A 13,972-nucleotide genomic window follows, 5' to 3' on the forward strand; every position below is an offset into this window, starting at 1 on the left:
CATGTTAGCTTTTTTTAAAGGTTTAGGTGTAGGTTTTTTATGTTTATTACTTTTTGTTGCAGGAGTAGTTTTTAATGTAGAATTTTTAGGCAAAAAAGACTCTAATCATGATTTATATTTTTCAAGAAATATAGAAGTAAGCAATACGCTAAAACCCGATATTTTATATGCAAATATTAATTTTTGGGCAAATGAAAATTTAAGTTCAAAAATTACATTAGACAATAGTGAAAAAGCCGAAATCACAAATACTTTCAATCAAATTTTAGAACGCTCAAAAAAAGAAAATTTTTGTAGCGGAGGAAGTTTTTCTTTAGAGCCTAATTTTTCCTATAAAGATGGTATACAAACTCCAAAAGGTCAAAGATTTGATGCGAATTTAGAATGTGAATTTAAAGAAAACCAACTTGCAGATTTTAACAAGCTTTTAAATGACATCAATTCTATCATAGCTAAAAATAATTTCATCAGCGTTTCAACACCAGCCATACAAACAAAATTTTCAAAAGATACACTAAACAACAACAAAGAAAATCTCTACAAAGAGCTTTTAAAAACATCATACGAATATGAAAAAACTTACTCTTTAGATCTTAATAAAACTTGTGTATTGAAAAATTTACAAGTAAATACAAATGCCAATATCGCACCTAGAATGTTAAATGCAAAATCTGACAATATAGAACTTTCATCTCCAATTATCAGCGAAAAAGAACAAATTTTAAGCGCGAAAGCTTTATTTATTTGCAAATAACTTAAGGCAAAATAAACTCCTTTTAAGTTTATTTTGCTATACTTTTATCTTCAATTCTTTCAGAAATTTATGCGGGAATAGCTCAGGGGTAGAGCACAACCTTGCCAAGGTTGGGGTCGCGAGTTCGAATCTCGTTTCCCGCTCCATAATCACCCGCCCGGGTGGTGGAATTGGTAGACACAAGGGACTTAAAATCCCTCGGAATTTTTCTTCCGTGCCGGTTCAAGTCCGGCCTCGGGCACCACTTTTTCAACATTATCAGGGCGACATAGCCAAGCGGTAAGGCATGGGCCTGCAAAGCCTTGATCTCCGGTTCGAATCCGGATGTCGCCTCCAAAAGGCAAAACTTTACTTTATCGGGAGATGGCTGAGTGGTCGAAAGCGGCGGTCTTGAAAACCGTTGAGGGTCACACCTCCAGGGGTTCGAATCCCTTTCTCCCGGCCACCAAAACTTTCTAGTTTATCAAGCTTATATCATTCCTAATTTAAAGGATACTACAAATGAAAAATAATACTTCAATCTTACTATTTTCGTTATATCCTAAAAAACTTAAAAAAACTATGGCTAATATAATTAAAAATAAGAAATACAAATGGAAAATTTAGAATTTGTTATCTTAAAACAAAAATATAAAATTTTAAAAATATGTCAAATTTTAAAATATAAGGTAGGCAAATGAAAGAATTTTATATGAATTTAGCTTTAAATGAGGCTTGGAAATATCAGTTTTTAACCTATCCAAATCCGGCTGTAGGCTGTGTAATCTTAGATAAAAATGAAAAAATTTTAGCCATAAAAGCTCATGAAAAAGCTGGATTAGCTCATGCGGAACTTAATGCCATAGCTCATGCTTTTAAAAGCTTAAGACCTGAAATTTCATTGCCCAAAGAAGCAAACGCCTTGCATGAGTTTATTTGCAAAAACCATCAAGGTGTATTTAAAGATAGCATAGCTTTTGTCACACTTGAGCCTTGCTCTCATCAAGGAAAAACGCCTCCTTGTGCAAAACTCTTTAGCGAGCTAGGTTTTAAAAAAATTTTCATCAGCGTTAAAGATGGAAATAAAATCGCAAGTGGTGGGGCTGAATTTTTAAAAAAACAAGGCATAGAGGTTGAATTTGACATACTTAAAGAAGAAGGAAAAAAACTTTTAAAACCTTTTTTAAAATGGCAAAAAGGGCAATTTAAACTTTTTAAATTAGCCCTTTCTATGAATGGCTCGCCTTTTGGCAAAATCGTAAGCAATGAGCTAAGTCGCACTTATGCACATGAAATTAGAGCGGTGATTGATTTGCTTGTAGTCGGTGGAGAAACCATAAGAAAAGATTGCCCTATATTAGATGCTAGGCTTTGCAAAGCAAAAGCGCCTAATCTTTGTATCTTAAGCCGTCAAAATATAGATAATTTTGATAAAAATATCCCTTTATTTAAAGTTCCAAACCGCCAAATTTATACCCAAATTCCAAGTGAAGCTAAATTTTTAATGTATGAGGGTGGAGAAAATTTTCTCAAAACCTTTAAAGATGAAATAGATATGTTTTTGATTTTCCAAAGTTCAAGTTTAAATGATGAAAAAAATGTTACAATACCTTTAAATTTCAAGCCACTTTATAGGAATTTTTTAGGGAGTGATACTTATGGCATTTATGAACTTTAGTGGATTTTTTTATGCGAGAAATGATTTAAGATTATTTAAAATAGAAAAGAAAAATGAATTAAAATCCTTTTTTTACAAAGACTACACCTTATCAAGCTACAAAGATGCTTTAAATTTAAATAATGAAATCTTTTTTTATCAAAGTTTAAAAGAAGGCTTATTTAAGGAAAATGATGAAATTTTAGTTTCAAATTTGGGTAAAAAGATCATACTTTTTAGAAATTTCACTCAAAATTGCGATAATTTTAATGAGGCAAAATTAAAACAAATATTGCTTTTATTTTTTTTGTTATTAGCGAGTGTATTTTTTGCAAGTTTGGCTATGATTAATGAATTTGGAGCCATAGATCTTCTTTTTTTAATGATTTGCTTATTGCTTTTAGTGATGGGAGTAATCAATCTTGGCTTGCTTTTTAAGCAAATTCGCATTCTTAAAAGTTTTTCCAAAGAAGAAATGAAAGAATTTTTAAGTCAAAGAATGAAAAAATACACTAAAGTGTAAAAACACTTTAGCATACTGTTTTTAAATTTGTAGCAAGACCACCTAAAGAAGTTTCTTTATATTTATAATTCATATCTTTTCCTGTTTCATACATGGTTTCTATAACCTCATCAAGGCTTACCATAGGAGTGGATTTGCGTGTCATTGCCATTCTAGCAGCACTTATGGCCTTAATGGCTCCAAAGGCATTTCTTTCTATGCAAGGAATTTGCACAAGTCCTGCAACTGGATCGCAAGTTAGACCTAGATGATGTTCCATTGCCATTTCAGCAGCATTACATGCTTTAAAAGCATTAGCTCCTAAAACTGTTGCCATAGCCGCAGCTGCCATAGAACTAGCACTACCAATTTCTGCTTGACAACCTGCTTCTGCTCCGCTAATACTTGCATTTTTCTTATAAAAAGAACCTATAAGCATTGCTGTTAATAAAAACTCTATAGCCTTTTCATCACTAAAACCTATAGTATGATTTTTAAGATAAAGCATAACAGCAGGGATAACAGCACATGCTCCATTTGTTGGTGCGGTTACGACTTTTGCTCCGCTAGCATTTTCTTCAGCAATCGCAATAGCATATAAAGAAATAAAATCGATAATACCCATAGGATCAGCTGTCATCGCTACTCTTTCTTTAAGTCCTTTAGCTCTACGCTTTAAATGAAGTTTTCCAGGCAAATAATCTTCATTCGGGTGCGTACCATTATAATACACTTCTTGCATCACTTCCCAAATTTCAAGACAATAAGCACAAATTTCCTCTTTAGTGTGAAATTGCAATTCATAACGATAAGAAAGCTCTGCCAAATCCCAATCTCTTTTATCGCAAAGCTCTAAAGCTTCTTTAGCGTTATTAAGCTCTATATCTAGTTTTTTCTTTTTATTTTGGTTAGAATTTTTACCTTTTTTTTCTAATTCCGCAGCTGTTAAAACAAAGCCTCCACCTACAGAATAATAAGTTTCCTCATCAACTAACCCACCTTTACAATCATAAGCTTTAATTTTCATACCATTCTCATGTAAAGGTAAAAAATCTTTAGAAAATATCAAATCTTTTTCATAATTAAAACTAAGTTTTTTCTCGCCACAAAAATCAATTTGAGCATTTTCAATAGCATTTTTATTTACTTCATCTTGTATTGCCGCACTTAAATTTTTAGCTTCTAAGCCATTTAACCCCCAAATCACAGCCTTATCACTCAAGTGTCCTTTGCCTGTTAACGACAAAGAACCATAAAGAGTAACCTCAACTCTATCAATTTCATCAAGCTTTTTAGCAACTTTTTTACAAAATAAATTTCCAGCAAGCATAGGCCCTAAAGTATGAGAAGAAGAAGGGCCAACACCTATTTTAAAAATGCTTAAATTACTCATTTTTTATCCTTAATTTATAAAAGATCATGAATTGCAGCAGAAATTGCAACTATCCCCATTACCAAAACAAAAAGATCTAAAAATTTATTACGAAACCTTGCCAAAATATCAAAACGATAAATACAATAAAGCGGCATTAAGAAAAGCAAAATAGCCAAAACAGGACCACCAATAGCCTCGATAATTCCTATAACACTTGGATTTTTATACGCAACAAGCCACGCGATAGCAAAGGTAATGATCGCTGTTAAAGTTTGAGCGAATTTACCTTGAATTCTACCATTACTTGCTTTATATAAAATACCATTTAAGCCTTCTTGAGAACCAAGATAATGCCCTAAGAAACTTTTGCTAATAGCCACAAGTGCAACAATAGGTCCAACATAAGCTAGCAAAGAAACTTCAGGAAATTTATTTGCTATAAAAGTAAGAATATTGATATTTTGATCTTTTGCTGATGCAAAATCTTCTGGTGTAAAGGTTAAAGCACAAGAAAAAACAAAAAACATTACAACAAAAACCATAAGAATAATTGCCAAAGAAATAATTTTTCTAGCGCGAGGTTCAGCATAACCACCATATTCTTTTTTACAATAACAAGCAAGTGAAGAAATGATAGGAGAGTGATTAAAACTAAATACCATCACAGGAATAACAAGCCATAAAGTAACCCAAAAATTACTTGTTGAAATTACGGAAAAATCAACATTTGCAAATAACGATAAATTCCATTGTGGAATTAAAAGCAATGAAAAAATAAATAAAAATATAATAAAAGGAAAAACAAGAAAACTCATTGCTTTTGTTACAACATTTTCACCAAGAATAGAAATCAAAACCAAAACTCCAACAATCAAAAAACTCACCCACCAACGAGCAGCATGAGTAAGATCTGCATTGAAATTGAACTGATTGATTAAGAACTCAAGCAAAGTTGTTGTAAGATTAGCACTATAAACCAATAAAATAGGCAAAATAGCAAAAAAATACAAAAGTGTAATTAAAAATCCACCGCCCTTGCCAAAATAACTTTCTGCAACAAAAGTAATATCATCTTTTGGATTAGAACTTGAAAGCACAAAGCGACATAAATTTCTATGAGCTAAGTAAGTCATAGGAAAAGCTAAAACAAGTATAACTAACAAAGGTATCAATCCACCAAGCCCAGCACTAATAGGCAACAAAAGTACGCCGGCTCCAATAGCTGTTCCAAAAAGAGATAAAACCCACCTTGTATCGTGACTAGTCCATTTAGGAGTATTCATTATTCTTCCTTAAATTTAAGATTACATCTCTTTTATTTTAGCAAAATATTTATAAATAATTATTTTTTAAAAAAATATTTTAAATCTTATGTAACATTTTGTAAATTTAATTTTATAAAAAAACAATCACTTGTATCAATACAGTATTATTTTAAAACTAAATATATTTTGAGTTTTGCAATCAAAAAATAAAAATTTGGAAGACTATGCTTCCAAATTTTTGCATCAAATTTTCTAAGGGAGTTAAATTTTCAAAAATTAATCTAATTTTTGACCTAGGATATTTCCTTGCATATCTGTATAAACTTCCATATTGTTATTAAACTTAAATTTATAACCATTAATTTCTTTGTCTACTTCAAGAATTTGAGCATTTGGTTGAGTTGCACTCACTTTTTTCATAACATTAGGTAAGATAGTATGTGGCAAAGCCTTATATTTTCCATCAACTTCTTTCCACTCTCCATTGATCATAAAATCAATTTCAGTTCCATCATTTAAAATCACATCATAAGAATCTATATCTTTTTTCACTAAACCAATTTGAGCGGTTTTAAAATTTTTAGAAATAAATTCTTTGGCATTATTTGGAAGTTCGCTAGCAGGAACAACCATATCTTTAGCTAAAAGCACCGTAGTACCCAACAAAGCAAGTAAAGTTAGTTTTGCTTTCATAATTTCTCCTTTTTTTCTTGGTTGGCGAAAGTTTAACTCAAAACTGTGAAGTGAATGTGAAACTTAAAAAATAATTTTCAAGCTTTCATTCTCAACACTTATACCTTAACTTTTTATAAATTTTATTTCTTTTCCATCTTCAAATTTTAAAATATCTTTATCTTTTAGATTAATATCATAAGTTAAAATATGCAAAACAATATCATAAATACAAAAGAAAAGTTCTTTTTCTTCTATGTTTAAATCACAAACTTCAAGTTCTAATTTATCAAAATTTCTAAGCCCATAAGTATAAGCATTAACTCCATTTTCACTAGGATAAACACTAACATATATCCAATTATATACCGGCAAGCGATTATCATCTAACATTTTTGCATTTTCTATATAAAAACTGGGCTCTAAAACAACTGCACCTGTATAAAAACCTAAAGCATGTTTATTATCCAAACATAAAGCTGCAATTTTTGTAAACATTTTAGCTTGTTCTAATTTGCTTTGATCTTGACTTAGCACCGCTATAAGAAGATGAGCTTTATGTTTTTTAGTTTGCTCTAAGGCATCTTTCCACATAAAATTAAAATTTGCATAGTATTCTGCTTCGTGATTAGGTATAGGATTTTTAATCAAATTTAGAGTAACCAACATATTTTCATATGAAAAAATCACACCCTCTTTGGTAAAATTTTCATCAGCTATTTTTATATTAAATTTATCTTCTAAAATGCTTTTTAACTCCGAAAAATTAAAATCAACTTCATCAAGAAGAACAAAAGAGGTAAAATTGTGATTTAAATCTATAGTCATGTTAAACCCTATTAAATTTTTATAAATTATAACCTAATAAAAATAAATACTATAAACAAGAATTTCTTAAAAATTATGATAATTGATATTAATTATAAATTTATTTTTTATACAGTATAATCTTTTAAAATTTATAAGTATATTTTTGGAGAAAAATATGGAATTTTTAAAAGATTACATCGATTTAATTATCTTTTTAATTCTAGGAATTATGGCATTTATAGCTTTTTGGTGTGTTGTAGAAAGAATGCTATTTTTTAGAAAAATTAACTTTAAAAATTATGAGAATCAAGAGCAATTTGATGATGCGATTAGTGAAAATTTAACCACTATATATATCATCTATTCCAATGCCCCTTATATAGGACTTTTAGGCACTGTAATAGGCATCATGGTTACATTTTACGAAATGGGCTTGGCGGGCAATATAGATGTCAAATCTATAATCGTGGGACTTTCTTTAGCTCTTAAAGCTACAGCCTTAGGACTTTTGGTTGCTATTCCTGCTTTAATGGCTTATAATGCCTTACTTAGAAGAGTTTCTCTCTTAAGCAATGCTTATAAGGCAAATAAAAATGCTTAAACTACCAAAAAATGAAGGTTTAAATATAGTCCCATTTATAGACATTATGCTTGTTTTGCTTGCTATAGTGCTTAGTATTTCAACCTTTATTGCACATGGAAAAATTCAAATCTCACTTCCTTCAAGTGAAAATGCTACCAATATAAGCAATAATGAAAAAAAACTTCTTATAATCATAGACGAAAAAAATACTTTTTATTTAAATGATAAATTAGCTGATTTAAATGAAGTTCAAAATGCTATTTTTTCACTTGATAAAAAAACCATAGTAGAACTAAAAAGCGATAAAAATGCTAAATTTGAAAGCTTTGTAAAAATTATAGATTTTTTAAAAGCCAAAGAACATGAAAATTTTCAGATTCTTACTGAGAAAAACAAATGAAAACTTTATTTTTAAATCATAAATACCAAGCTTCTTATATAACTTTTATAGTCTTTATACCTTTACTTTTTGTCATTTTTCACTCGAATGACTTTTTTAAAATGGAAATTAAAAATGAAGATTCTTTTTCTTTAGCAATAAAACAATTTACCCAAACTAATCCAACAAATGAGACTAAACCAACAGAATCCATTATAGAACCTATCAAACCAAAACCTCAGCCAAAAGTTATTAAAAAACTCCTGAAAAAATGCAAAAAAAGATAAAAAAAACACCTCCACACCCAATACCAAATAAAACCCCAATAGCACCAACTCAAGAAGTTAAAACTTTTGCAAAAACAACTGATACAAATGTCAAACCTAAGATCACTCAATTAACACAACTTTAGCAGATTTAAAAATCATCGAAAGCTCAGGATATGATTTATTAGATAAAAGTGCTTTAGAAAGCATAAGAAAAGCTTCTTTAAATTTTCCACACTATAATGGAGATTTAAGAATTACACTACCTATTATATATGATTTTAAAACCCTAAGAGGATAAAATTATAATTTGCTACACTCTCTTATCTACAATTTGTGCTTCTTGATTTTCAATTTTATTTTGAAAATCTTTACTTAAATTCTGACTTAATTCTTGCAAAGATTTTTGCTTCAGTTTTTCAAATTCTTCAGGATTGCTAGCCTCAAGCTTTGCCTGCTCATCAGCACTTAAAGCACTTAAACCTTTTTCTTGAGCTTTTTGAAGCAAATCTTCGTCTTCTTTTTCTTTGATATTATTTTCCTTATCATCTTTTTTATTGATTTTTTGCGGATCTATGGTTTTCATAGCATTAGCTCCACCACCTGATGCTTCTTTAATGTCGCTTAAAATTTCTCTCATGCTAGGTTCTTTAACATCACTATCATCAACTTTACCATCTTTATTTACATCTTTATCAATAAAAAAATTTAATTTTTCTTCTATATTTGCATCATCAGATATTTTTTCATCGCTTGTTTTAAAGCCTAAATTTTGCATACTTTGTTGAAGGGTACTTGTATTAAAATTTAATTTTACACTTTGTTGTTTATTATTTAAATTTGAATTTAAAGAACCAAAATTATCTTTTACACTTTCAAACCAATTTGAAACAAATTGATTTGCTTTGCCATTAAGCCTTATACTACCATCATTTCTAGCAACATAATTCGTATAAGAACCGAAATTTTTTTGTAAACTACTATAATTTTCATCGCTTAAATTTAAAGCTATAAGTTCACCTTGCTTATTTTCAAAAACAACCTTAACACCATCGCTATTTAAACTCGAAAGATCTTGCACGGGAATTTTATCTTGATCTTCTTTTTTTAATACGCTAAGCTCTTTTTTATCAACATTATTAGTTAAAAAATGGGTTAAACTAGTAGAAGTATCGATTTTCATTATTTATCCTTTTTTACATTTTGCAAATAAACCTAAACGACATATTTTTCTCTCATGTGAATTTTTTAAAGAATTACACTTTTTAAGTTCCTGCTCGTAGTTAGCACAAGAATTTGCAAAAGCAAAAGAACTCAAAATGCTTAAAACCAAAATTATTTTTAACACTTTCCAATCCTTATTTTAAAGATTTTTTAGTTAAAATTATATCTTTTATAATCGACAAAATCTTAAAAAATTTTATAATCTCAGAAAGGAATCAATGAAAGCATTAGCTCTTTTTAGCGGTGGGCTTGATAGTATGCTTGCAATGAAACTCATCACTGCACAAGGCATAGAAGTTAAAGCTCTGAATATCAACATAGGTTTTGGAAGCACAAGCGATAAAAGTAAAATCATGAAAAAGCGTGCAGCGATGGTAGGTGCAGATTTTGAAATGATAGATGTAAGAAATTCCTATCTTCAAGAAGTGCTTTTTAATCCACAATATGGCTATGGCAAACATTTTAATCCTTGTATAGATTGTCATGCTTTTATGTTTAAAACTGCTCTTGCTATGTTAAAAGAAGAAAATGCAAGTTTTATCATCACAGGAGAAGTTTTAGGACAACGCCCTATGAGTCAAAGAAGTGATGCGATGGCAAAGGTTAAAAAACTTGCTCTTGATGAAGAAGATTTAATCTTGCGTCCTATGTGTGCAAAAAACCTACCTCTAACCAAACCTGAAAGAGAAGGTTGGGTAGATAGAGAAAAACTCGAAGGTATTAGCGGAAGAAGTCGTAAAAGACAACTTGAACTTGCAGCTAAATTTGGATTAGAAGACTTTGAAAGCCCAGGTGGAGGTTGTTTGCTAACTCTTGATAGTTTTGCTAAAAAAATTCGAGATTTCATAGAATTTGACAAAGATATGCAGGTTAATGACGCACAACTTTTAAAATATGGTCGTCATTTAAGATTACCCAATGGAGCTAAAATGATCATAGGTAGAAATGAACTTGAAAATACTCTTTTAAAAGGTTTAAAAACTCCTAAATATGAAGTAATAGAACTTGGAGATTTAATCGGAGCTTACTCTTTGGTAGATGAAAAAATTTCAGAAAAAGACTTAGAACTTGCCTTAAAAATAGCCCTTACCTATACTAAACACGAAGTAGGAAAAAGCTATGAACTTAAATTTAAAAATCAAGCTTATACAAGTATAGCTTTTGAAAATAAGGCTGATATTAATCAATTTTTTATTAGTTAAAGTATAAAGTATTTAGCAAAACAAGCGATATAGTATTTGAATCTTTTCAAAATATTGCAATCAAGCCCATGAAAATGGGCTTTTTTTATTTTAATCCATAAGCATTTTTTAAATTGTTTAAATTCGCACTCGCATTCAAAAGCAAACAATCAGCCAAAACTAAACGCACCATAGCACTAGCTACAACACTTCCTCTAACACCTACACAAGGATCATGCCTACCTTTGAGTTCAAATTCCAAATTATTGCCAAATTTATCTATACTTTCTTGCTTGGCAAAAATAGAAGGAGTAGGTTTAAAATAAGTTTTTAAAATAAGATTTTCTCCATTTGAAATTCCTCCTAAAATTCCTCCACTATGATTGCTTAAAAACTTGCCATCTTTTAAAGCATCATTATTATACGATCCGCGCATTTTGCTTGCATTAATACCTTCGCCTATTTCAACTGCTTTAACAGCATTAATTCCCATTAAAGCATGAGCTAATTTAGAGTCTAACTTATCATAAAGAACTTCTCCAAGTCCCACAAGCATACCACTAACTTTTGTAAAAACAGCAGCGCCTACACTATCTTTTGAATTTCTAGCATTTAAAATTTCATTTTTAAAGTCACTTTCTAGTTTTGGATCAAGGCAAAAAATTTCACTTTTCTTAGCAAATTCAAAATCAAATTCTTCTTCTTTCAAATTTGATACAAAAGTTCCTATTCCAAAAACACCACTTTGAACACAAATGCCAAATTCACACAAAAGCATCGCTGCAACTGCACCACCAGCCACTCTAGCAACACTTTCCCTAGCGCTTGATCTACCCCCACCCCTATGATCTCTTATGCCATATTTATAAAAATAAGTAAAATCCGCATGAGCAGGACGAAATAGATCTTTTAAATTATCATAATCCTTAGAATGAGCATTTTCATTAAAAACTACTATAGCTATGGGATGACCCGTTGTATATCCTTCAAAAACCCCGCTTAAAACCTGAGCTTTATCGCTTTCTTTTCTTGGTGTTGCAAATTTACTTCCGCCTTTGCGTTTATCAAGCTCATTTTGCAAAAATTCTTCATCAAATTTAACCCCAGCAGGCATTCCATCAATAATACATCCAACAGCCACACCATGAGACTCACCAAAACTTGTAAATTTCAATCTCGTACCAAAGGTATTCACTATAAAGCTCCTAATTTCTCAAGTGCAATTTTTGCTGCCATTTGCTGTGCTTCTTTTTTGCTTCCCGCAATAGCTCTTGCAAGTTCTTTACCATCAAGCATTAAAGCGATTTCAAATTGCTTTAAATGATCAGGACCAAAAGCACGCACTGTTTCATACTGCGGAGTTTGTCCGATTTTTCCCTGTGTAATCTCTTGTAATTTTGTTTTATAATCTTTTATAAGAATTTTTGCATCAATTTGAGGGAAATTTTTTTCTATAAGCCTTAAAGCAATAGTTTTTGCAAACTCGAACCCAGCTTCTAAATGTATAGCACCTATAATGGCTTCTAACGTATCTGAAAGTATAGAAGGCTTTTCTTTTCCTCCATTGTTTTCCTCAGCAACACTCATAAGAATAAAATCGCCCAAATTTAAACTATTTGCAATTTTTGCAAAAGACTTTTCATTCACTAAAGCTGCTCTAAGCTTAGATAAATCTCCTTCGGCATCTTTGGCGAATTTATGAAAAAGGTATTCACCTACAACTAAATCAAGCACGGCATCACCTAAAAATTCCAAGCGTTCGTTGTTGTAAGATTTTTTAAAACTTTTATGGGTTAAAGCATGTATAAGAAGATTTTTATCTTTAAATTCATAAGTTAAACTCTGCTCTAGCTTTTCAATGTTTTTCATCATTTTCCCTTGCAATTTTCAAAGCAGCTTCACGCGCCAATGTATCACACCTTTCATTTTCCAAATGTCCATTATGTGCTTTTACCCAAAAAGCCTTAATCTTATGAGATTTTGCCACTTTAATATATTCCTTCCATAAATCTATATTTTTTTTACCTTTAAAATCCTTTTTTATCCATCCTTCTAGCCATTCATTAATACTTTGAACCATTAGGTTAGAATCTGTAAAAAGCGAAATTTCACAAGGCTCTTTTAAAGCCTTCAAAGATTCAATAATTGCCATTAGCTCCATTCTATTGTTAGTGGTATTAGCCTCAGCTCCAAAACCTTCCTTTTGATACTCCTTATAACGCAAAATATAAGCCCATCCGCCAAAACCTGGATTATTAAGACATGAGCCATCTGTATAAATTTCAATGTGTTTCATTGTTTTTCACTTCATAAATAATTTTACAAGTATTAAACTCATAACAAACAGGACAGTGATAAAAAAACAAAGGCATTACATTTTTACACTCAGAACAACGATATGAAAATTCTAACCCCGCATTAAAAGAATTATCTTTTAAAATTTTTAACATTTTAAAGTTAGAATTTTTAAAAACAAACTGGTGCGTATCATCATGCTTTGAAATTTTACCCAAAGCATAAAAGAATTCTAAAAAATCTTGATTTTCTAAATTAAACGCTTCATTTTCTCTATAAAGCAAATCACAAATATCAAAAAAATTTTGCCCTAAAAACATATGATATTTTTCAAAAACTAAACGCCCCAACATAGGATTATCTTCTATTTTAAATTCTAAAAGTTTTTTCTTTTTTTCTTCATCAGTAATATTAAAAGTACAAAGTTCTAAAGCTTTGATAAAATCACTCTCTTTTTGTACATCTTCATTAAGCTCAAAAAGACATTCTAAAAGTTCTAAATTTTCTTTATAAGAACGAAGTTTTAAATAAACAATTTTTAAAAGTTTTAAGGCTTGTATATTTCTTGGACGCAGTTTTAAAGCTTGTAATAAAACTTCTTTTGCACGCTCTAAAAATCCTGCTTTAAAATAAACTTTTGCTAAAGAAAGGAAAATAAATTCTCTTTCTTGTTTATCTTTACATTTTTCAAGAGCAATCAAATAAATTTGAGTTGCTTTTTCAAATTCCCCGCTTTTAGTAAAAATTTCAGCCAAAAAACTTAAATTTCCAAAACTCAAGCTACTATTTCTTAATAACTCTTTATGAGCGTTATCCATTTCAAATTTTTTTATAAATTTTTCAAGCTTTTGTTCTTCATCTTTACTAGCAAATATTTTCCAAATATAATTTGCAACAGCTACAACAAATACTAAAATGGTTAAAATTATAAGCCCTACTAAAGGGTCTCTGTATTCTACAAAGAAAAAATCCATAGTCTCGCTCTAAAAATTTTATGCCAAATTATAGCCAAATCTTTGTATAATTTTAA

Annotated in this window: 16 protein-coding genes, 4 tRNA genes and 1 pseudogene; 11 read left to right on the plus strand and 10 right to left on the minus strand. The window is 30.2% G+C overall.

Features of this window, described 5'->3' with window-relative positions:
* Position 1 precedes the first annotated feature (1 nt).
* The 7 genes from AJ889_RS01305 to AJ889_RS01335 all read left to right on the plus strand — a co-directional run bounded on the left by AJ889_RS01305 (position 2) and on the right by AJ889_RS01335 (position 2,913).
* Complete coding sequence (locus tag AJ889_RS01305) at positions 2-754, plus strand: hypothetical protein (protein WP_002909849.1); 753 nt, start codon at positions 2-4, stop codon at positions 752-754.
* 71 nt (positions 755-825) lie between these two features.
* A tRNA-Gly gene (locus AJ889_RS01310) sits at positions 826-900 on the plus strand.
* 9 nt (positions 901-909) lie between these two features.
* Positions 910-998: transfer RNA gene (locus AJ889_RS01315), tRNA-Leu, on the plus strand.
* Positions 999-1,016: 18 nt separating this feature from the next.
* Positions 1,017-1,090: transfer RNA gene (locus AJ889_RS01320), tRNA-Cys, on the plus strand.
* 21 nt (positions 1,091-1,111) lie between these two features.
* Positions 1,112-1,199: transfer RNA gene (locus tag AJ889_RS01325), tRNA-Ser, on the plus strand.
* 231 nt (positions 1,200-1,430) lie between these two features.
* Positions 1,431-2,411: a bifunctional diaminohydroxyphosphoribosylaminopyrimidine deaminase/5-amino-6-(5-phosphoribosylamino)uracil reductase RibD gene (gene ribD, locus AJ889_RS01330; protein ID WP_002935060.1), complete on the plus strand. Its 981-nt coding sequence runs from the start codon at positions 1,431-1,433 to the stop codon at positions 2,409-2,411.
* Positions 2,392-2,913, plus strand: coding sequence for a hypothetical protein (locus AJ889_RS01335; RefSeq protein WP_002935061.1), 522 nt, complete (start codon positions 2,392-2,394; stop codon positions 2,911-2,913). Before ribD ends, AJ889_RS01335 begins: the two co-directional genes overlap by 20 nt.
* A gap of 7 nt (positions 2,914-2,920) precedes the next feature.
* Here the strand turns inward: AJ889_RS01335 and AJ889_RS01340 are convergent, their stop codons facing one another.
* The 4 genes from AJ889_RS01340 to AJ889_RS01355 all read right to left on the minus strand — a co-directional run bounded on the left by AJ889_RS01340 (position 2,921) and on the right by AJ889_RS01355 (position 7,032).
* Positions 2,921-4,285 (minus strand): L-serine ammonia-lyase, encoded by a 1,365-nt coding sequence (locus AJ889_RS01340; protein WP_002873884.1) that lies wholly within the window; start codon positions 4,283-4,285, stop codon positions 2,921-2,923.
* Positions 4,286-4,299: 14 nt separating this feature from the next.
* Positions 4,300-5,550: an amino acid transporter gene (locus AJ889_RS01345; protein WP_002851351.1), complete on the minus strand. Its 1,251-nt coding sequence runs from the start codon at positions 5,548-5,550 to the stop codon at positions 4,300-4,302.
* A 258-nt stretch (positions 5,551-5,808) separates the two neighbouring features.
* A complete protein-coding gene (locus AJ889_RS01350; protein ID WP_002843383.1) occupies positions 5,809-6,225 on the minus strand; it encodes a PepSY-like domain-containing protein in 417 nt (138 codons plus the stop codon).
* 105 nt (positions 6,226-6,330) lie between these two features.
* Positions 6,331-7,032 (minus strand): DUF4261 domain-containing protein, encoded by a 702-nt coding sequence (locus tag AJ889_RS01355; protein WP_070293211.1) that lies wholly within the window; start codon positions 7,030-7,032, stop codon positions 6,331-6,333.
* Positions 7,033-7,189: 157 nt separating this feature from the next.
* On the opposite strand from AJ889_RS01355, the gene exbB reads away from it, so the two are divergent.
* From exbB to AJ889_RS01370, 3 genes and pseudogenes are all read left to right on the plus strand, one after another.
* Positions 7,190-7,615, plus strand: a complete 426-nt coding sequence (gene exbB, locus AJ889_RS01360) for a TonB-system energizer ExbB (protein WP_002901691.1) — start codon at positions 7,190-7,192, stop codon at positions 7,613-7,615.
* A complete protein-coding gene (gene exbD, locus AJ889_RS01365; RefSeq protein ID WP_002901693.1) occupies positions 7,608-7,997 on the plus strand; it encodes a TonB system transport protein ExbD in 390 nt (129 codons plus the stop codon). Before exbB ends, exbD begins: the two co-directional genes overlap by 8 nt.
* Positions 7,994-8,543, plus strand: a pseudogene (locus AJ889_RS01370) (TonB family protein). The gene exbD and the pseudogene AJ889_RS01370 overlap by 4 nt, the downstream one beginning before the upstream one ends.
* Before the next feature lie 12 nt (positions 8,544-8,555).
* On the opposite strand, the gene AJ889_RS01375 reads toward AJ889_RS01370, so the two are convergent.
* Together AJ889_RS01375 and AJ889_RS01380 are read right to left on the minus strand one after the other, a co-directional pair.
* The gene (locus AJ889_RS01375; RefSeq protein ID WP_032584496.1) at positions 8,556-9,425 is read right to left on the minus strand and encodes a hypothetical protein; all 870 of its coding nucleotides are present in this window, start codon (positions 9,423-9,425) and stop codon (positions 8,556-8,558) included.
* 3 nt (positions 9,426-9,428) lie between these two features.
* The gene (locus AJ889_RS01380) at positions 9,429-9,590 is read right to left on the minus strand and encodes a hypothetical protein (RefSeq protein ID WP_002804949.1); all 162 of its coding nucleotides are present in this window, start codon (positions 9,588-9,590) and stop codon (positions 9,429-9,431) included.
* 94 nt (positions 9,591-9,684) lie between these two features.
* Here AJ889_RS01380 and AJ889_RS01385 point away from each other — a divergent pair, with 94 nt between their 5' ends.
* Positions 9,685-10,668, plus strand: a complete 984-nt coding sequence (locus AJ889_RS01385; RefSeq protein WP_002901700.1) for an MnmA/TRMU family protein — start codon at positions 9,685-9,687, stop codon at positions 10,666-10,668.
* Between the two features lie 85 nt (positions 10,669-10,753).
* Here AJ889_RS01385 and aroC read toward each other — a convergent pair whose 3' ends face one another.
* From aroC to AJ889_RS01405, 4 genes are read right to left on the minus strand one after another with little or no spacing between them, the layout of a single operon-like run.
* Entirely contained in the window at positions 10,754-11,842 is a 1,089-nt protein-coding gene (aroC, locus tag AJ889_RS01390; protein ID WP_002901702.1) for a chorismate synthase, read from the minus strand.
* Positions 11,842-12,516, minus strand: a complete 675-nt coding sequence (rnc, locus tag AJ889_RS01395) for a ribonuclease III (RefSeq protein WP_002901704.1) — start codon at positions 12,514-12,516, stop codon at positions 11,842-11,844. The genes aroC and rnc overlap by 1 nt, the downstream gene beginning before the upstream one ends.
* The gene (gene rnhA, locus AJ889_RS01400; protein WP_002851277.1) at positions 12,503-12,943 is read right to left on the minus strand and encodes a ribonuclease HI; all 441 of its coding nucleotides are present in this window, start codon (positions 12,941-12,943) and stop codon (positions 12,503-12,505) included. The genes rnc and rnhA overlap by 14 nt, the downstream gene beginning before the upstream one ends.
* A complete protein-coding gene (locus tag AJ889_RS01405) occupies positions 12,930-13,916 on the minus strand; it encodes a CDC27 family protein (protein ID WP_002858970.1) in 987 nt (328 codons plus the stop codon). The genes rnhA and AJ889_RS01405 overlap by 14 nt, the downstream gene beginning before the upstream one ends.
* Positions 13,917-13,972: the final 56 nt, after the last annotated feature.

This window comes from Campylobacter sp. BCW_6468 (assembly GCF_001762865.1).
Lineage (GTDB): Bacteria > Campylobacterota > Campylobacteria > Campylobacterales > Campylobacteraceae > Campylobacter_D > Campylobacter_D jejuni.